This is a genomic window from Methyloversatilis sp. (assembly GCF_051861465.1).
In the GTDB taxonomy this organism is placed as follows: Bacteria; Pseudomonadota; Gammaproteobacteria; order Burkholderiales; family Rhodocyclaceae; genus Methyloversatilis.
Map to the genome: position 1 here is coordinate 237422 of NZ_JBHYCQ010000005.1, position 18704 is coordinate 256125.

An 18704-nucleotide genomic window follows, 5' to 3' on the forward strand; every position below is an offset into this window, starting at 1 on the left:
CGTGCCGGCTGTCATCGGTCCGGCGGCACCGCGCGCCGGGCGCCCGGGCAGCCGCATCCTCCTCGCTTCACTGTTTTTTTTTGGCGCCTTGTGGCTGCTCGATCGCCTGTTTCCGCCGCCGCTCCCCGGCCCGGACGACGGTTTCATCGTGCTCGCGCGCGACGGCAGCCCGCTGCGTGCCTGGCCGGGTGCGGATGGCGCATGGCGCTATCCGGTCACGCTGGCCGACGTGTCGCCGCGCTATGTCGAGGCGCTGCTGGGCTATGAAGACCGCTGGTTCCGCTGGCATCCGGGCGTCAATCCGGCTGCGCTGGCGCGCGCTGCGTGGCAGTGGGCGGGCAGCGGTCGCATCGTGTCCGGCGGCTCCACGCTCACCATGCAGGTCGCACGCATCCTCGAACCGGTGCCGCGCACGCCGCGCGGGAAGCTGCGGCAGATGGCGCGTGCGCTGCAACTCGAATGGCGGCTGTCGAAGGACGACATCCTCACGCTGTATCTGAATCACGCGCCGATGGGTGGCATCGTCGAAGGCGCAGAGATGGCCAGTCGCGCCTACCTCGGCAAGCCGTCGCGCGACCTGAGCCATGCCGAAGCGGCGCTGCTCGCCACGCTGCCGCGTGCGCCCAGCCGCCTTCGTCCGGACCGCGCGCCGCAGGCGGCGCAGGTCGCGCGCGATCGCGTGCTGGCGCGGCTGGCCAACTTCGGCATCTGGGCACCCGAGGTGGTGGCCGACGCGCGCATCGAGCCGGTCATCGCGCAGCGCCTGCAGGGCGGCTGGCTGGCACCGCTGGCGGCCGAACGTTTGCGCGGTCAGGTGCGCCGCTCGGACCGACGTGGCCTGACCCGTGTCGCCAGCACGCTGGACCGCGAACTGCAGAGCACGGTCGAGCGCCTGCTGGCCGACCGCGCCTCGGTGCTGCCGCCGAAAGTGTCGATCGCCGCGCTGGTGATGGATGTCGACACACTGGAGGTGCGCGCCTATGCCGGTTCGGCCGATTTCACCGACGCCGGACGCAGCGCCCACGTTGACATGGTGCGCGGCGTTCGCTCGCCCGGTTCCACACTGAAGCCCTTCCTGTATGCGATGGCGCTCGACGATGGCCTCATCCATTCCGAAAGCCTGCTGATCGACGCGCCGCAGGCCTTCGGCGGCTACCAGCCAGGTAATTTCCAGGCCGATTTTTCGGGGCCGGTCAGCGCCGCCGAAGCGCTGCAGCGCTCGCTCAATGTGCCGGCCGTCGACCTGCTGGACCAGATCACGCCGCCGCGCTTTGCTGCGCGGCTTGCCGCGGGCGGCGTCAAGCTGCGCATTGCCACCGGCGAGCAGCCCAATCTGAGCCTCATCCTCGGTGGCGCGGGCGTGACGCTGGAAGAACTTGTCGGTGCCTACCGCGCGCTGGCGGCCGGCGGCCTGGCAGGTACACCGCGGCTCACGCCGGACGCGCCGCGAGCGGAATCGCGCCTGATGAGCGAAGGCGCGGCGTGGATCGTGCGCGACATTCTGGAAGGTGGCGGCCATCCGGACCGCCCGTTCATCGAAGGCGGTGGCAGTGTGCCGCTGGCCTGGAAGACCGGCACCAGCTTCGGCTTTCGCGATGCGTGGGCAGTCGGCGTGTCCGGCCGCCACGCGCTCGGCGTCTGGATGGGCCGGCCGGATGGCACACCCAACCCCGGCTTCTTCGGCGCCAACGCGGCAGCGCCGTTGCTGAAGGACATCGCCGCGGCGCTGCCGCGCGCAGCGCCCGCGCCGCGTGACCGGCCGACGTCGGTGCTGGCGGTCGACATCTGCTGGCCACTCGGCACGGCGAACGCCGATACCCCTGCGCCGCTGTGCCATCGTCGTCGCAGCGCCTGGTCACTCGCCGGCGCCGTGCCGCCGACCCGCCCGGACCGCATCGACCCCAGCAGCCTGCGACAGACCGTGTGGATCGATCCGGCCAGCGGCCTGCGCACCGTGTCGGGCTGCGGCAATGGGCAGGTGCGGGACTTCGCGCGCTGGCCGGTGCTGCTGCAACCCTGGCTTGACGGCTGGCTGCCCGCCGACCAGCGCCTGCCCGACTGGCAACCGGGGTGTGCGCCGGTCGGCACCGCTCCGGCCGCCACGCTGCGCATCGTCGGCCTCACCGATGGCTTGCGGCTGCGCCCCGCGCCACATCAGGGCCATGTGTCGCTTCATCTCGCAGCGCGCGGCGCGCATGGCACGGTGTATTGGCTGCTCGACGGCCGGCGGGTGACGCCGGATGGCGGCGGCAAGCTGCTGCTCGACGACCCCGGAGAACACCGGCTGACCGTGATGGACGGCGAGGGACGCCATCACAGTTTGAGATTCGTGCTCGATCCGGCGGCTGATGGTCGAGTCCTGCGATGAACACACACTCGCCACCAGCGATTGTGACGGGCGACCTTCAGGAGCAGCGGTTTGTGGGAGCGGCGGCCTCGCCGCGATACGCACTCTGCACAACGATGGTCGCTGCACTATCGCGGCGAGGCCGCCGCTCCCACAGGCCGCCGCGCCGTCGGCCAGTGCTGCGAACGAATGTCGCACTAGCGCAAGGCAGCTCGAGTGTTGTTGGGGTGCGCCGCACGGGGAACGAAGACCAAGCCTGTTCCGTTCACGGGAATCCACGATCGGGAAATGCGGTCACGCCGTAGCGATGTGGTTCGTTTGTGCGCTCCGGCGTGAGCCTGCCTTGACATGTCCGGCGGCGATCGCAAGGATGTGGAACGCGCGCGGATCACGCCGGAATCGCGTATCTGCCTGGATTGCCCGTGCCGACCGCACAGAAGATTCAAGCCGCTTGAATTTCACTCAAGCGGCTTTGTTTTTGCAGCAATTTCAATCACCAACCGGAAACGACCATGTCTCAAATCATCGTTGAACACAATCCGTCGGAAGACAAGCTCAAGCAACTGGGCGTATCGAGCTGGGAAATCTGGGAGAAGGAAGTGTCGAAGTTTCCGCTCGATTTCGGCATGACCGAAAGCGCCTATCTGCTGGAGGGCGAAATCCATGTCACGCCGCAGGGCGGTGAAAAGGTGGTGATCAAGGCCGGCGATTTCGTGGTGTTCCCGAAAGGCATGAAGTCGATGTGGGAAGTGGTGAAGCCCTTGCGCAAGCACTACAAGCACAGCTGATCCAGGACTTTGACCCGACAACGGGTTGACCAGAAAAAAGCCCCGGATTTCCGGGGCTTTTTTTGTTGGTCGATGCTGGGGCGGCTGACATCGAGCCGGCTGTCGGCGGGGCCGCCGACCTGACCGCGATGCCCGCCCGGCCGGGCATCAGGGTGCGCGGTACTCGACGCCGTGGCGCTTGAAGATGTCCTTCAGTTCGCCCTTTTCGGCAATGCTGTTCATCGCGGCCTGCAGCGACTGGGCCAGTTTTTCGTTACCTGACTTCACCGCGAGGCCGATGACCCACTGGCGGCGATTGACCAGCGGAAGCGGTACGTCGGCGATGACGTAGCCGCTGGTGCCTGCGAGACCGGCCTCCAGTTCGCTCTGCATGGCCATGACAGCACTGACTTCGCCATTCTTCATCGCGGTCAGTGCTTCGCTGGCCGATTTGTAATTGCCGACGTTGTTGCGGTAGACACCGCCATCGGCGGACAGGAGCACCGTGGCAGGGTAGGTTTCCACTTCGACGCCGATGCGCTGAGTGCGGAAGGCATCCAGCGATTCGAGCTTGTCGAGCTTGTCGACGTTGCGGGCGATGGCAAACTTTTCGCGGTAGTACGGTGCGAAGAACATGGCCTTGTCGTTGCGCGCCGTGTAGGTCGCGTCGATGGGTACATGCAGCATGACGTCGGCCGGGCCGTAGCCGAGCACGGTGCCGCGCCACACCATGTTGCGCAGGTCATCGTCCATGTTTTCGTCGGCCGAGAACCACAGGATTTCGAGCTTCACGCCAAGCCGGTCGGCCAGCAGTTTGGCGAGGTCGACATCGATGCCGCCCGTGCCTACGTCCGAGAACGGGGCGAATTCCTTGTACAGCGCAACCTTGATCTGGCCGCTCTTGATGACTTCGTCGAGGTCGCGGCCTTGCGCCCATGCGCTGCCGGCGAAGCCGCCCAGCCACATGACGGCACACAGCATGAGCGTGGTTAATCTGTTCTTCATTCCTGGTCTCCAGAGGTATTGTGTGTGCGGGGAGGATTTACCGCCAGGCCGCATTTTTGCACGGCAGCCCGAAATCGGTTGCAACAACCGCCATGGCAACCCGAGGTGTCAGCGTACGGTACCGGGTGCGCGGCCGGGCAATCCGGCAAGCACGCGCGTCGACGAACCGGACGCTCAAGAAAAAAACCGGCGCCAGGAGGCGCCGGTTACGGTCGCCCCAATAACGGGGCGCAAGGAGGAGTCTTCAGATCTTCTTGATCAATCCTTCAGCAACTTGAACACCCACATCGAGCCGCCCTGGTTCAGGTAGGACACCTTCTTGGCCACGTCGCCGCCCCACAGCGGGACTGCGCCGCCCCAACCGGCCGTCACGGCGATGTACTGTTCGCCGTCCTGGTCCCAGGTGATCGGGGGGGCGACGATGCCGGTTCCGACCTGGAAGGACCACACTTCCTTGCCGGTCTTGGCATCCGCGGCCTTGAGGTAGCCCTCGGGCGTGCCCCAGAACACCAGGCCGCCACGGGTCACCATCGCGCCCCCCCACAGCGGAGCGTTGTTGCGGACCTCCCACACGATCTTGCCGGTCTTCGGATCGACTGCACGCAGCGCGCCGATGTAGTCGCCGCCGATTTCCTTGGCATCCAGCGTCTTGATCGTGAAGCCGGCACCCAGGTAGGCCGCACCCTTCTTGTAGGTGATCGGCTCGTTCCAGATTTCCATGCCCCATTCATTCGACGGCACGTAGAACAGACCGGTGTCCGGGCTGTAGGCCATCGGCATCTGGTTCTTGCCGCCCAGGAAGGACGGTGTGGCGAACACGACGCTGCCCTTCTTGCCGTCAGCGCCTGCGCTCGGGTCACCCGGGCGGTTCGCCGGGTCATAGATCGGGCGACCGTTCTCGTCCAGGCCCTTGGCCCAGTTCAGCGCCTTGACGAACGGGAAGCCGCGCTCGAACTTGCCGGTGTTGGCGTCCAGCACGTAGAAGAATCCGTTGCGGTCGGCCTTGCCGCCCATGCGCTTGCCACCCATGTCGAAGGTGACGAATTCGTTCACGCCGTCATAGTCCCAGCCGTCGTTCGGCGTGCTCTGGAAGTGCCACTTGATCTCGCCGGTCTTGACGTCGATCGCAACCGTGGAACACGAGTACAGGTTGTCGCCGGGACGCAGGTGGCTGTTCCACGGCGCCGGGTTGCCCGTGCCGAAATAGGCGAGTCCGGTCTTCGCGTCATAGGTGCCGCCCAGCCACGTTGCCGCGCCGCCGACCTTCCACAGGTCGCCCGGCCACGTGGCATTGGTCGTGCCACTGATACCGGCTTCGGTCTTGTTGCCATCGGCGTCGTACTTGTAGCCCATATGACCTTCAATGGTCGGGCGCATCCAGACCATCTTGCCGGTCTTCGGGTCACGTGCTTCGACGCGGCCGATGATGCCGAATTCACCACCCGATACACCGGTCAGCAGCAGACCGCCAGCGATGATGGGCGCCGCCGACGACGAATAGCCGGCTTGGTAGTCGTCGATCTTTTCCTTCCACACGACCTTGCCGGTGGCCTGATCCAGCGCGATGAGCTGGGCGTCGAGCGTGGCGTAGATGATCAGGTTGTCGAAGGCCGCAGCACCGCGGTTGATCACGTCGCAGCAGGGCATGATGCCTTCGGGTAGACGGTGTTCGTAGGTCCACAGGCGCTTGCCGGTCTTGGCATCGAGCGCGAACACACGGGAGTACGAGGCGGTGACGAACATTTTGCCGTCGATGACCAGCGGCTGCGCTTCCTGACCGCGCTGCTTCTCGCCGCCGTACGAATACGACCAGGCGGGCACCAGACGCTTCACATTCTTCGGAGTGATCTGCTTGAGCGGGCTGAAGCGCTGACCCTCGGTGCCCATGCCCCACGAAAGAACGTTACCCGTGGTTTTGGCGTCATTCACGATGTCGGCGTCCGTCACACCGGCATACGCGATGGTGCTGTGCGCGCAGGCGGTGAGGACGAGCGCTGCAAGAGCAGTTCTTTTCATGGATGGTCTCCTCTGATTTGGATCAGTCGTCTGACTGTCGGATTTTTTGTCGCACCGAGCGACGCCCTAGTGTTGCAAAACGCATGCCATTAGTCGGTTTTGCGTCAAAACTACCGTTCGGGCTCCTCGGGCAGGCGATGGTTGCGGCAAGCGTGGCAAGGCCCGGCGAAGGGATGTGCTCCCTGAGCCGCGCGGATAAAGGCCCTGCGGTCAGTGGGTGTTACGTCGGGCGGCGATGCGGCGTGGGTATCGGTGCGAGGCGGGCGGTCCCGTTCGTGCCGGACAATCCCTGGAAACGGTTGCACGAACGGCTGATCCGTCCGGATTTCAACCGATCTTTACAAATCGTTCGTACAAATATCGAACGTCCGCCAGAGGGGGTGTCCCGAATTTGCAGGGGTGTTGCCCCGGGTGGCCGGGGATTCCCTCACCGCCGCCGCGTCAGCGCGTTCGTACTGCGCGCGGCGCGAACGCCATCGCGACGAAGTAGTCGTCGAACCGATTTTGCCTTCGCGTGTTCGTTCGTCTGCCGGGGCCTGGGTGCCCCGGCGGTCAGCGCTTGCCGTTGCCGCCGAGCAATGCCGCGACCTGCCGCTTGCCGCGCCGGGCGCCGGCTGCAGTGCCGTCGGCAGTGGCGGCCGTGCCTTCGCCGGAAGGCAGCGATTCGTACGGCTTGCTGAAGTCGAAACCATCGGCCGCAACCTGGCTGGCCGATGAACGCGGACTGCGCGGCGGACGCGCGGTGTCTCCGGTCGCCGATCGGCCGCGGCGGGCTGCGCCTTCGGGCCGTTCCGGCCGCTCAGCGCTGCTGACGGCGCGTTCCCGCGGGCGCTCGCCACCACGTCCCTCGCGCGGAGTCGATTCGCGCGCTTCGCGCTGTCGGGCGCGGCCCGGGTCGAAGCCTTCCGGCGTCGCCGGCTCGATTTCCTTGCGGATCAATTTTTCGATGTCGGCCACGCGACCGCGCTCTTCCGGCGCCATCAGCGAAATGGCTTCGCCGCTGCGCCCGGCGCGGCCAGTGCGGCCGATCCGGTGTACATAATCTTCCGCGTTGTGCGGCAGCTCGAAATTGATGACGAAGGGCAGGTCCTCGATGTCGAGTCCGCGCGCCGCGACGTCGGTCGCGACCAGTACGCGCACGGCACCGCTCTTGAACGCTTCCAGCGCTTCGGTGCGCTGCTGCTGGCTCTTGTCGCCGTGGATGGCGTCGGCTGCCACACCCTGACGGATCAGGTGCACCGCCAGCCGGCTGGCGCCGAATTTCGTGTTGACGAACACCAGCGCCTGACGCGACACGTAGTCGGGCTGCGTCAGCAGGTGCGTCAGCAGCGCGCGCTTGTCGTCGGTTGCGCAGGCATGCACGCGGTGCGTCACGGTTTCAGCCGTCGCATTGCGGCGCGCCACCTCGATCAGCTGCGGGTCGCGCAACATGGCCTGTGCAAGCTTCTTGATTTCTTCCGAGAAGGTGGCCGAAAACAGAAGGCTCTGCCGCTGGGCCGGCAGCAGCGCGAGGATGCGCTTGATGTCCGGGATGAAACCCATGTCCAGCATGCGGTCGGCTTCGTCGAGCACCAGCATCTGCACCTGGCCGAGCGCAATGCTCTTGCCTTCGACGTGATCCAGCAGGCGACCGGGCGTCGCGACGACGATTTCGCGGCCTTCACGCAACTCCTTCACCTGCGCCTTCATGTCCACGCCGCCGTAGATGCAGACCGAACGCAGCGGCAGGTGCTTCGAATAGGTGCGCACGCTTTCGTGCACCTGCATCGCCAGTTCGCGCGTCGGGCAGACGATCAGTGCGCGTACCGGATGGCGGGCGGGCGATGGCGAACTGCTGGCGTGCGGCGCGAGGCGCTGCAGCAGTGGCAGCGTGAAACTGGCGGTCTTGCCGGTGCCGGTCTGGGCGCCGCCCATGACGTCGCGGCCCGCCAGCACGATGGGAATGGCCTGGGCCTGAATGGGGGTCGGCACGGTATAGCCGGTGTCTGCGACAGCGCGCAGCAATTCGGGGATGAGCCCGAGTTCTTCAAACGACATGTATGCGAAGCTCTTTGTGTAAGGACTTCCGCCTGGCATGCCGGTTCAGGCTGGGGAAATCGGTTCCGGAAAACCCGGCGCGAGGGCGCGCCAACGTGACGTTGGCACGGCTATCGAGCCCGGGGCGCAGGCGCCTGGGCGGGAGAAGTGGGGGATCGGCCGTCAGTCCGGCCGGATCGGAAACTCCGGGCCGCGCCATGACCGGCGAGGCGACTGCACCCGCATTATCGCACAGTGCCGGGTTTCGCCCCGCGTGGTGCGGACTCGAAGTACAGGAACCCGGGTACGACCTCGTGCGGGCTTTCTGTGAGCGACCCCTGTCGGAGCGGCGATCCACTGCCGGCGCTGCATGGCAAGCCGGCTCCGCGGGCGGCGAGCAATCCTCGCCGAAACCCCCGCGCCGCCGTCGCCGCAATGTGCACGCTGATCATCGACCATCGCTGCTCGATCCCGGAAAGGCCGCCGCTCCCACAACAGGAACGCCCCCTCGGCAGGCGCTCCGCTCAGCCGTGCCGGCGCCGGGCGGATGCGGACTTCCCGGGTACGCCCAAGTAACCGGTGACTTCTTCGCGGTCGTGGTAGAGCTGGCGGAAACGCAGTTCGTGCTTCTTGTCGACCGACTCCAGTGCTTCGGCGATCAGGTCGGAACACAGCTGCAGTTCTTCGTAGCGCCGCTTCATCGGCAACTTCAGGTTGAAGATGGCGTGCTGGCAAAGGCCCTGCGCGACCCAGCGCGCCACCAGGGCGGCGACGCGGCGCGGCTGTTCGACCATGTCGCACACCAGCCAGTCCACCGGCTTGCGCGGCACGAAACGGAAGCCATCTTCCTTCTTGTGCCGCACCTGGCCGGTTTCGAGCAATTCGGGCTTCATCGGCCCATTGTCGACTGCGGTGACCTCGAAATGGCGCGACACCAGGTGCCAGGTCCAGCCGCCCGGTGCGGCGCCGAGATCGACGGCGCTCATGCCGGGCTTGATCAGCCGTTCCTGTTCGTCTTCGGTCAGCAGGCTGTGAAACGCTTCAGCCAGTTTGAGCGTCGAGCGCGAAGGCGCTTCGCGCGGCATGCGCAGGCGCGGAATGCCGCCCGGCCACTCGCTGCGCCGGCCGGGCCAGGACAGCGCCACCGTGGCGCGGTCGGCCGCGGTGAAAAAGATGTGCAGCCGCGGTGCCTCGCGGTCGTCGCTGAAGGCTCCGGCCGTTTCGAGCGCTTGACTCATGAAGCCTTCCAGCTTGCGGCTGAGGCCGGACAGCGCCTTCACCTTGTCCGTGTCCGGCGTTTCGATCAGGAAGTCGCTGAAGCCCGGCGCCAGTTCAAGTGCGGCTTCGACCACCGGCGTGACGCGGTCGCGCGGCGTCATGCCTTCAATCGTACGGCCCGCCCACACCAGCTGGCGCGCGAAGGTGAGGTCCTGCCAGCTCAGCTTGCGCATCAGGGCGCTCAAAGCGCGTGCATCGGCAAACGCTTCGACGTAGCCACTGCCGGCTTCCGCCTGCGGTTCGATCATCTGGCCGGCGTCACCGCAGCGGTCCATGATCTCCTGCGCGCATTCGCGTTCGAAGCCGGCGCGGCAATACAGCAGCAGGCCGAGGGGATTTGTTTTCAAGGTGTGTCCGTTCAGGGTGAATCCGTGCCGGGCCGACCGGTCTGTGATACATGTCGCGCTCTTGGGAACGCAATCCGGTCTGCCGCATGAATCTTACGAAAGTTACCGGAATGAAGGATGTCGTCACGAAGGATATCGCGCGCCGACGTCTCGGCCGCTCGACGCTTGAAGTCCCGGCCATCGGGCTGGGCACGATGACCTTCGGTCAGCAGGTCGACGAGCGCACGGCCCACGCCATCATGGACGAAGCCTTCGAGGCCGGCATCGACTTTCTCGACGCGGCCGAAATGTACCCGGTCCCGGCCCGCGCGCAAACCTTCGGCGAAACCGAACGCATCGTCGGCAGCTGGCTGGCGCGTCGCCCGCGCGAGTCGGTCATCGTCGCGACCAAGGTGGCCGGACCGGCACGCGGCATCGAATGGATACGCGGCGGGCCGCTGGCGCTGGATGAAAGCAATATCCGTCAGGCGGTCGAAGGATCGCTCGCGCGACTGGGCACCGACTACATCGACCTGTACCAGATCCACTGGCCGGCGCGCAATGTGCCGATGTTCGGCCAGTATGAATATGACCCGGGCGGCGAGCGCGAGGCGGAATCGCTGCGCAGCCAGCTTGAGGCGCTGGCCCGGCTGATCGAAGAAGGCAAGATCCGCCATATCGGTGTGTCGAACGAAACGCCATGGGGCCTGATGACCTGCCTGCGCCTGGCCGACGAAGGTCTGCCGCGCGTGGTGAGCATCCAGAACGCCTACCACCTGATGAACCGTACCTTCGATGTCGGCCTGTCCGAGGTGTGTACGCGGGAGCAGGTGTCGCTGCTGGCGTACTCGCCACTCGGGTTCGGCCACCTGACCGGCAAGTACGTCGAACGCGCCGACGCGGCAGGTCGAATCAATGAATTTCCGCAGTTCGGCCAGCGCTACTTCAAGGAAAATGTGGCGCCGGCGTCGCGCGCCTACGCCTTGCTGGCGCACGAACACGGACTGACGCCGACCCAGCTGGCGCTCGCGTTCTGCTATCGGCGCCATGCCGTGGCGAGTACCCTGATCGGTGTGACCACGCGCACCCAGTTGCGGGAAAATATCGATGCGTGGACCGTGACGCTGTCGAACGCGCTGAACGAAGCCATCGACGCGCTGCACCTGCGCTACACCAACCCGGCGCCTTGACCGGGCGCCCTGCCATGTTGCACAGAGGAGATTTCCGGATGTTCATCAAGCCGTTAGCCGCGTTGATCGCGGCCAGCGTCATGCTCGCGCCGATGTCGGCGGGCGCCAACACTGCAACCCCCAAGCCGGCGGCCAGCGCGAAGGCAAGCAAACCGGCCGCAAAGGCCAGCGCGAAAGCCAGCAGCAAGGCCGCCGCGCCGAAGGAAGCCGCCGAGATCGAACTGGCGCACGGTTTGGACGACGCCGCCGCACTGGCCCTGCAGGCGCTGGTGGACGACTTCAACGCCGGCGGCAAGGCCAAGCAGAAGATCGTGCTCAGCACACGCAACTGGGAAGACGCAGACGCTGCGGTGCCCACGCTGCCCGCCATGCTGGTGCTCGACGACGGCGCGCGTCAGCGCTTTCTGGACGGCAAGCCGCGCTACACCCCGCTGCATCAGGTGATGACGACCGCGAAGGAGAAATTCACTCACGCAGCCATCCCTGCGCCGATGCCCCCTTACCTGAATGGCGCGAAAGGCCGTCTGAATGCGCTGCCGATCGGCCTCACGACGCCGGTCATGTTCTACAACCGCGACGCCTTCAGCCGGGTCGGGCTTGACCCGAACGTGCCGCCGACCCACTGGTTCTCGTTGCAGGAAGCGCTCGGCACGCTGCGCGATGGCGGCTACGCCTGCCCCTACACCAGTGCTCGCCCGACCCAGATCCATGTTGACAACATCAGCGCCTGGCACAACGAGCCGTTCGCGCGCAAGCAGGGCAAGACCGGCGAAGCGCTTGCCATCAACGGCCTCGTGCAGGTGAAGCATCTGGCCATGATGTCGTCGTGGTACAAGAGCCGCTATCTGCACATTTTCGGACGCGCTGACGAGGCGGTGCCGATGTTCGCCGGCGGCCAGTGTCAGGTGCTGACGGCGCGCTCCTCGGCCTGGCCGCAGATCAAGCGCGACGCCAAGTTCGACGTCGGCGTCGCGGCGCTGCCCTTCCACGAAGACATCCGCAACGCGCCGCGCCATACGCTGGCCGATGGTGCCAGCCTGTGGGTGAGCGCCGGTCGCGGCGCCGAGGAAACGCGCACCATCGCGCGCTTCGTCACCTTCCTGCTCGATCCGGACCGCCAAGCCCAGTGGTCGCTGGCCACCGGCTTCATTCCGCTGAACCGCGCCGGCATGGTGGCCATCAGTCCGGTCGATGCGCCGACCGCGGACAGCGTCGCCCGTGTGGCACTGCGCCAGCTCGCGGGTCGGGCCGGTCAGAAGGACGAACAGACCAGCCACGCCGCCAGCAATCCGCGCGTGCGTGCGGTGCTCGACGAAGAACTGGAAGAATTATGGGCCGACCGCAAGCCGGCCAAGGCCGTGCTCGACACGGCAGTCCTGAGGGCAGGCCCATGTCTGACGTCGATCAACTCGTCCTGCTGATCCGCTCGGCGCGCGAGGACGCAACGGTCGGCGAACCGCTGCGCCGGCTGCTCGCGCTCGACGACGCGGCGCGCGTCAAGGCGATCGAGAAGTGGGTGCGCGAAGGCGTGGCCGCTGGCACGTCGGTAGGAATGCTGAGTGCCATCGCCTGGCTGACCGACGACGACATCGCGCGTCAGGCGCGCGAATTGCTCGATCCGGACTGAAGCGGCCGCTGTGACGCTGCAGCCCTGGCCCTCGCAGTGGCCTTATCCGCTGTGGATCGCCCATCGCGGCGGTGGTTCGGCGGCGCCTGAGAACACGCTCGCCGCGATCCGCACTGGCGCGACAGCCGGCTTCGGCATGGTCGAATTCGACGTCATGCTGAGCCGCGATGACGTGCCGCTGCTGATCCACGACGAAACCCTGGAACGCACGACCGACGGCGTCGGCGAAGTCAGCGCGCACAGCGCCCGCGCGCTGCTGCAACTCGACGCCGGTCGTTGGCACGGTCCGGCGTTTGCCGGCGAGCGCATTCCGACGCTGGATCAGGCGCTCGATTGCCTGCTGGCGCTCGACATCATCGCAAATATCGAAATCAAGCCGGCCACCGGCTTCGAACGCCGCACCGGCGAAGTCGTCGCGCACGCGGTCGCGGCGCGCTGGCCTGCCGGCGTACGGCCGCCGCTGCTGTCCTCGTTCTCGATGGACGCCCTCGAGGCGGCGCGCGAGGCGGTGCCCGATCTTCCGCGCGGCCTGCTGTTCGAACGGCTGCCCGAAGACTGGGCGGCCCGGGTGCGCGCGCACGGTGCGCTGTCGGTGCACTGCGACCAGTCGGCGCTCGATGTTCAGCAACTCCGGGCGGTGCGCGAAGCAGGCTTGCCGCTGCTGTGTTACACCGTGAATGACGCTGCGCGCGCCCGTGAGCTGATTGCTGCGGGTGTGGCCGGTCTGTTTACCGACACGCTCGACCTGCCTCAGCGCTGCGCGACATGATCCAGCGTGGCGTGCAGGGCGGCCCGCCATTGCGCAATCAGTGCGTCGGCTGACGCGCCTGACGGCAGAAACACCCGACCGTCGTCCGCCGCCGTCTGCATCACGATGTCTGCGCCCAGCGCCGCCAGTCTCGCTGCGCCCAGCGCCGTGGTTTCCGCCGCGGGTGCGACACGCACCGGGCAGCCCAGCAGGTCGGCCTGCATCTGCATCAGCAGCGCATTGACCGTGCCGCCCCCGTCGACGCGCAGTTCGCGCAACGGCGCACCGGCATCGGCTTCCATCGCCCGCATCACGTCCAGCGTCTGCAGCGCGATGGCCTCCAGCGCGGCACGGGAGATGTGGGCGCGCGTGGTGCCGCGCGTCAGGCCGTACATCGCGCCGCGCGCCCCGGCCGACCAGTGTGGCGCACCCAGGCCGGTGAAGGCCGGCACGATGGTGACGCCGGCACTGTCCGGCACGCTGGCCGCCAGCGCCTCGATGTCGCCCGACCGGGCGATCAACCCGAGACCATCGCGCAGCCACTGCACCAGCGCCCCGGTGACGAATACGCTGCCTTCGAGTGCGTATTCGATGCGCGCCGACGTCTGCGCGGCACAGGTCGTGAGCAGGCCGTGGTGCGATGCGATGGCCTGATCGCCGGTGTGCATGAGCATGAAACAGCCCGTGCCGTAGGTGTTCTTGGCCAGTCCCGGCGCCGTGCAGCCCTGCCCGTAAAGCGCCGCCTGCTGGTCGCCAGCGATGCCGGTGATCGCCAGCGCACGGCCGAACAGCGCTGCGCCGGTTTCCGCCAGGGCGCCGCTGGACGCCACCACACGGGGCAGCAGCGCGCGAGGAATCCCGAAAAGTTCGAGCAGGCCGTCGTCCCACTGCCCGGTGTGGATGTCCAGCAGCTGGGTGCGGCTGGCGTTGGTCAGGTCGGTCACGTGCGCGCGCCCGCCGGTGAGCTGCCACACCAGCCAGCTGTCCATCGTGCCGCAGGCCAGTTCGCCGCGCCGCGCGCGTGCGCGGGCGCCGGGCAGGTGGTCGAGCAGCCAGGCGATCTTGCTGGCCGAAAAATAGGGGTCGAGCACCAGGCCGGTCCTGGCGCGCACTGCGTCCTCGTGGCCGTCGGCCTTGAGGCGGGCGCAGACCTCCGCCGTGCGTCGGTCCTGCCAGACGATGGCCGGGCCCAGTGGCTCGCCGCTGGCACGCTCCCACAGCATGACTGTTTCGCGCTGATTCGTGATGCCGACCGCTGCAATGTCGGCGGGCGACAGCGCTGCGCGCGTCAGCACCTCGCGCACGCAGTCGACGGTATCCGTCCAGATGCGCCGGGCGTCATGTTCCACCCAGCCGGGCCGCGGGTAATGCTGGGGCAGTTCGCGCTGCGCCATCGCAACGATGCGGCTGTCGGTGTCGAACAGCAGTGCGCGCGAGCTGGTCGTGCCCTGATCGAGTGCGAGAACGTGGCGCATGTCTTCTCCTTGTCCGCCTGTCGCATCCACGGCAGCGCAGTCATCGGGCGCTACGGGCGGAATGCTAGAATCCGCGGCTGTTTCGCGCAGTTTAGCGCCCTCCTGATCCCCCATTGCCGACCATGACCAGCGCCGACATCCGCTCCGCCTTCCTGAATTTCTTCGCGTCCAAGGGCCACCAGATCGTGGCGTCCAGTTCGCTCGTGCCGCACGAAGACCCGACGTTGCTGTTCACCAACGCCGGCATGAACCAGTTCAAGGACGTGTTCCTCGGCTTCGACAAGCGCAGCTACAACCGCGCGACCACGTCGCAGAAATGCGTGCGCGCCGGCGGCAAGCACAACGACCTGGAAAACGTCGGCTATACCGCGCGCCACCACACCTTCTTCGAAATGCTGGGCAACTTCAGCTTCGGCGACTATTTCAAGCAGGACGCCATCGATTACGCGTGGGAACTGCTGACAGGAGTGTTCAAGCTGCCGGCGGACAAGCTGTGGGTCACGGTGTACGCCGAGGACGACGAAGCCTATGCGATCTGGCGCGACAGGATCGGCGTGCCGGTCGGGCGCATCGTGCGCATCGGCGACAACAAGGGCGCGCGCTACGCGTCCGACAACTTCTGGATGATGGGCGACACCGGCCCGTGCGGCCCGTGCACTGAAATCTTCTACGACCACGGCGAAGACATTCCAGGCGGCCCACCGGGGTCCCCCGATGAGGATGGCGACCGCTACATCGAAATCTGGAACAACGTGTTCATGCAGTACAACCGTGACGAAGCCGGCGTGCTGCATCCGCTGCCCAAGCCCAGTGTCGACACCGGCATGGGTCTCGAGCGCATCGCCGCCGTGCTGCAGCATGTGCACAGTAACTACGAAATCGACCTGTTCGTCGCGCTGATCGCCGCCGCCGCACGCGAAACGCACACCGCCGATCTCGACAACCCGTCGTTGAAGGTGCTGGCCGACCACATCCGCGCCTGTTCCTTCCTGATCGCCGACGGCGTCATCCCGGGCAATGAAGGCCGCGGCTACGTGCTGCGCCGGATCATCCGCCGCGCCATCCGTCACGGCTACAAGCTGGGCGCGCGCGCCGCGTTTTTCCACCGCATGGTGCCGGACCTGGTGGCGCAGATGGGCAGCGCCTATGCGGATCTGGCGTCGGCGCAGCAGAAGGTGATGGACGTGCTGCGGCAGGAGGAGGAGCGCTTCTTCGCGACCATCGAAAACGGCATGTCCATCCTCGAATCGGCGCTGAGCGCGCTGCCCGAGGGCACCGCACTGGATGGCGAAACCGCGTTCAAGCTGCATGACACCTATGGCTTCCCGCTCGACCTGACGGCAGACATCTGCCGCGAGCGTTCCGTCACCGTCGATCAGGCCGGCTTCGACGCCGCGATGGCTCGCCAGAAGGACCAGGCGCGCGCCGCCGGCAAGTTCCGCATGGCCACTGCGCTCGAGTACGACGGCGCAGCGACCGCCTTCCGCGGCTATGACAGACTGGATACACAGGGCAGGGTGCTGGCGCTTTACCGCGATGGCGCGCCGGTCGAGTCGCTGCACGAGGGCGAACTGGGCGTCGTGGTGCTCGACGACACGCCGTTCTATGCCGAATCCGGCGGTCAGGTCGGGGACCGCGGCGAACTGCGCGGCGCGCAGGGCATCTTCAAGGTCGAGGACACGCTGAAGATCCAGGCGGCGGTGTTCGGCCATCACGGCGTGGTCGGCACCGGCCGTCTGGCGGTCGGCGACACGGTCAGCGCGCGCGTCGATGTGCGCGCCCGCGCCGCCACCGCGCGCAACCACTCGGTCACCCACCTGATGCACAAGGCGTTGCGCGAGGTGCTGGGCGAGCATGTGGCGCAGAAGGGGTCGCTGGTCGATGCCGACAAGACGCGCTTCGACTTCGTGCATCACGCGCCGATGACCGACGACGAAATCGCCCGCGTCGAGCGCATCGTCAACACGGAAATCCTCGCCAACGCGGCAACGCAGGCGCGTGTGATGTCGATCGAGGACGCGCAGAAGACCGGCGCGATGATGCTGTTCGGCGAAAAGTACGGCGACGAGGTGCGCGTGCTCGACATCGGCTCATCGCGCGAACTGTGCGGTGGCACCCACGTGGCGCGCACCGGCGACATCGGGCTGTTCAAGATCACGGTCGAAGCGGGTGTTGCGGCAGGCGTGCGCCGGGTCGAGGCCATCACCGGCGAAAACGCCGTCGGCTTCGTGCAGGGACAGGACCGGCTGGTCGCACAGGCGGCTGCAGCCTTCAAGGCGCCGCCGGCCGAACTGCCGGCCAAGATTGCGCAGACGCTGGATCACGTGCGGGCGCTGGAAAAGGAACTGGCCCGACTGAAGAGCAAGCTGGCATCGAGCCAGGGCGACGATCTGGCGGCGCAGGCCGTGACCATCGGCAGTGCGAAGGTCCTGGCGGCGGTGATGGAAGGCGCCGATGTGCCGGCGTTGCGCGAAACGCTGGACAAGCTGCGCGACAAGCTCGGTTCGGCTGCCATCGTGCTGGCCGCGGTCAACGACGGAAAGGTGAGTCTGATCGCCGGCGTCACACCGGATCTGACGGTGAAGGTGAAGGCCGGAGAACTGGTCAATTTCGTTGCGGCGCAGGTCGGCGGCAAGGGCGGTGGCAAGCCGGACATGGCGCAGGCCGGCGGCACGCAGCCGGAAAACCTCGCGGCGGCACTGGCCGGTGTCGCGAACTGGGTGGAGGGCAGACTGTGATGAGACGGACGATGTTCATGGCGCTGGCGCTGGCGCTCGTTGCCGGCGGGCTGGTGCAGGCTGGCGAAGGCACGATGATCGAGGCGACCACCGCGGCCGGCGAGAAGGTGCAGTTGATGCCGGACGGCCGCTGGAAGTTCGTCGATCAGGCGAAGCAGGTCGAGGCGAAGAAGATCGCCGACACCTACCCGGAAAACCACCTTCGGCCGGAAGGCGCGCAAGGCGGCTGGTTCGGCACCCGCGTGCTGATGCCCGGCGACAAGGACTACAACCGTGGCACGCTGAATCCGAAGATGCGCTGAATCGGCAGGCCGACGGTCTGCACCGGCCGGCAATCGGTCACAGTGCCAGTTCTGCTTCCGCCGCGTGTTCCGCGCAGTACGCGATGTCGGGCAGGATGGCCGTGCGGTCCAGGCCGCACAGGTCGGTGATGCTGCGGTTCAGGTGTTCGGCAATGTCCTCCGGCTTCACGTCTTCATCTATTTCCATCGAGATCTGGGCGGCGACATTGGTCAGTCGCGCGAGGCGCGTGGCGCTGTCGTGATGCGGCTGGCAGTAGTACTGCATGGCCAGGGCGACGTCATCCGGAAAGTTCCAGCGTGCTGCCAGCTCGGCGCCCACTTCGCAGTGGTTGGTATGCAGCTTCAGGTGTTCCACGGCCGCGCGCTCGCTGACGCTGAGTCCATGGCAATCACGTGCAATCTCTTCAGCGATGCGCGGAAAGGCGATGTGGATCATCAACTGGCCCAGCCGGTGCATCAGACCGGCGACGTAGGCGTTGTCGGCGTTCTCGCCGGCATGGCGCGCCAGCAGTGCATTGGCGCTGGCAGTCATCAGCGCGTGGCGCCAGAAGTCTTTCAGGTCAACACCGGGTACCTTGGGAAACGCACTGCTCACCCCGGCCGATATGACCAGCGTGCGCAGCACGCGCGTACCGACCAGGCGGACCGCATCGTCGATCGAGCCCACCGTGCGGCGGCTGCCGTAAAAGCCTGAATTGGCGATGCGCAGTACGCGCGCGCTGATGACCGGGTCGAGCCGGATGTCGGCGATCAGCGGCTGCAGGTCCGCATCTTCGTGCTTGAGCGTGTCGATCATCTTCTGCACCACCCGCGGAATGACCGGGAGCTGCGCGGTGGCGCTGAAGATGCGTTCCATTGCGTTCATGCAG

The 18704-nt window shown here is 66.7% G+C and carries 14 protein-coding genes; 8 read left to right on the forward strand and 6 right to left on the reverse strand.

The annotated features are described in order from the left end of the window. The first annotated feature begins 1 nt into the window (after position 1). Both pbpC and ACTIFF_RS09270 read left to right on the forward strand, forming a co-directional pair. A complete protein-coding gene (gene pbpC, locus ACTIFF_RS09265) occupies positions 2-2368 on the forward strand; it encodes a penicillin-binding protein 1C (RefSeq protein WP_439536559.1) in 2367 nt (788 codons plus the stop codon). 491 nt (positions 2369-2859) lie between these two features. Then, entirely contained in the window at positions 2860-3135 is a 276-nt protein-coding gene (locus tag ACTIFF_RS09270) for a cupin domain-containing protein (RefSeq protein WP_069040748.1), read from the forward strand. A gap of 147 nt (positions 3136-3282) precedes the next feature. Here ACTIFF_RS09270 and ACTIFF_RS09275 read toward each other — a convergent pair whose 3' ends face one another. From ACTIFF_RS09275 to rlmM, 4 genes are all read right to left on the reverse strand, one after another. Continuing rightward, positions 3283-4119, reverse strand: coding sequence for a substrate-binding periplasmic protein (locus tag ACTIFF_RS09275; protein WP_439536560.1), 837 nt, complete (start codon positions 4117-4119; stop codon positions 3283-3285). Between the two features lie 258 nt (positions 4120-4377). Continuing rightward, on the reverse strand, positions 4378-6135 hold the full coding sequence (locus tag ACTIFF_RS09280; RefSeq protein WP_439536561.1) for a PQQ-dependent methanol/ethanol family dehydrogenase: 1758 nt from the start codon (positions 6133-6135) through the stop codon (positions 4378-4380). A gap of 552 nt (positions 6136-6687) precedes the next feature. After that, positions 6688-8172, reverse strand: a complete 1485-nt coding sequence (locus ACTIFF_RS09285; protein WP_439536562.1) for a DEAD/DEAH box helicase — start codon at positions 8170-8172, stop codon at positions 6688-6690. 503 nt (positions 8173-8675) lie between these two features. Beyond that, complete coding sequence (gene rlmM / locus ACTIFF_RS09290; protein WP_439536563.1) at positions 8676-9776, reverse strand: 23S rRNA (cytidine(2498)-2'-O)-methyltransferase RlmM; 1101 nt, start codon at positions 9774-9776, stop codon at positions 8676-8678. Positions 9777-9886: 110 nt separating this feature from the next. Between rlmM and ACTIFF_RS09295 the strand changes: the two genes are divergently transcribed. The 4 genes from ACTIFF_RS09295 to ugpQ are packed head-to-tail and all read left to right on the forward strand — an operon-like array spanning position 9887 to position 13341. Next, positions 9887-10945 (forward strand): aldo/keto reductase, encoded by a 1059-nt coding sequence (locus tag ACTIFF_RS09295; protein ID WP_439536564.1) that lies wholly within the window; start codon positions 9887-9889, stop codon positions 10943-10945. Positions 10946-10959: 14 nt separating this feature from the next. Then, positions 10960-12366: an extracellular solute-binding protein gene (locus ACTIFF_RS09300; RefSeq protein WP_439536565.1), complete on the forward strand. Its 1407-nt coding sequence runs from the start codon at positions 10960-10962 to the stop codon at positions 12364-12366. Further along, positions 12336-12572 (forward strand): hypothetical protein, encoded by a 237-nt coding sequence (locus ACTIFF_RS09305; RefSeq protein ID WP_439536566.1) that lies wholly within the window; start codon positions 12336-12338, stop codon positions 12570-12572. Before ACTIFF_RS09300 ends, ACTIFF_RS09305 begins: the two co-directional genes overlap by 31 nt. 10 nt (positions 12573-12582) lie before the next feature. Beyond that, the gene (ugpQ, locus tag ACTIFF_RS09310) at positions 12583-13341 is read left to right on the forward strand and encodes a glycerophosphodiester phosphodiesterase (RefSeq protein WP_439536567.1); all 759 of its coding nucleotides are present in this window, start codon (positions 12583-12585) and stop codon (positions 13339-13341) included. Here ugpQ and glpK read toward each other — a convergent pair. Then, positions 13323-14795: a glycerol kinase GlpK gene (gene glpK, locus ACTIFF_RS09315; RefSeq protein ID WP_439536568.1), complete on the reverse strand. Its 1473-nt coding sequence runs from the start codon at positions 14793-14795 to the stop codon at positions 13323-13325. The two genes, ugpQ and glpK, sit on opposite strands and share 19 nt — an antisense overlap. Before the next feature lie 122 nt (positions 14796-14917). On the opposite strand from glpK, the gene alaS reads away from it, so the two are divergent. Together alaS and ACTIFF_RS09325 are read left to right on the forward strand one after the other, a co-directional pair. After that, the gene (gene alaS / locus ACTIFF_RS09320) at positions 14918-17533 is read left to right on the forward strand and encodes an alanine--tRNA ligase (RefSeq protein WP_439536569.1); all 2616 of its coding nucleotides are present in this window, start codon (positions 14918-14920) and stop codon (positions 17531-17533) included. Then, positions 17533-17835, forward strand: a complete 303-nt coding sequence (locus ACTIFF_RS09325; RefSeq protein ID WP_439536570.1) for a hypothetical protein — start codon at positions 17533-17535, stop codon at positions 17833-17835. The genes alaS and ACTIFF_RS09325 overlap by 1 nt, the downstream gene beginning before the upstream one ends. 37 nt (positions 17836-17872) lie before the next feature. On the opposite strand, the gene ACTIFF_RS09330 is transcribed toward ACTIFF_RS09325, so the two are convergent. Then, positions 17873-18700, reverse strand: a complete 828-nt coding sequence (locus ACTIFF_RS09330; protein ID WP_439536571.1) for an HDOD domain-containing protein — start codon at positions 18698-18700, stop codon at positions 17873-17875. Positions 18701-18704 lie beyond the last annotated feature (4 nt).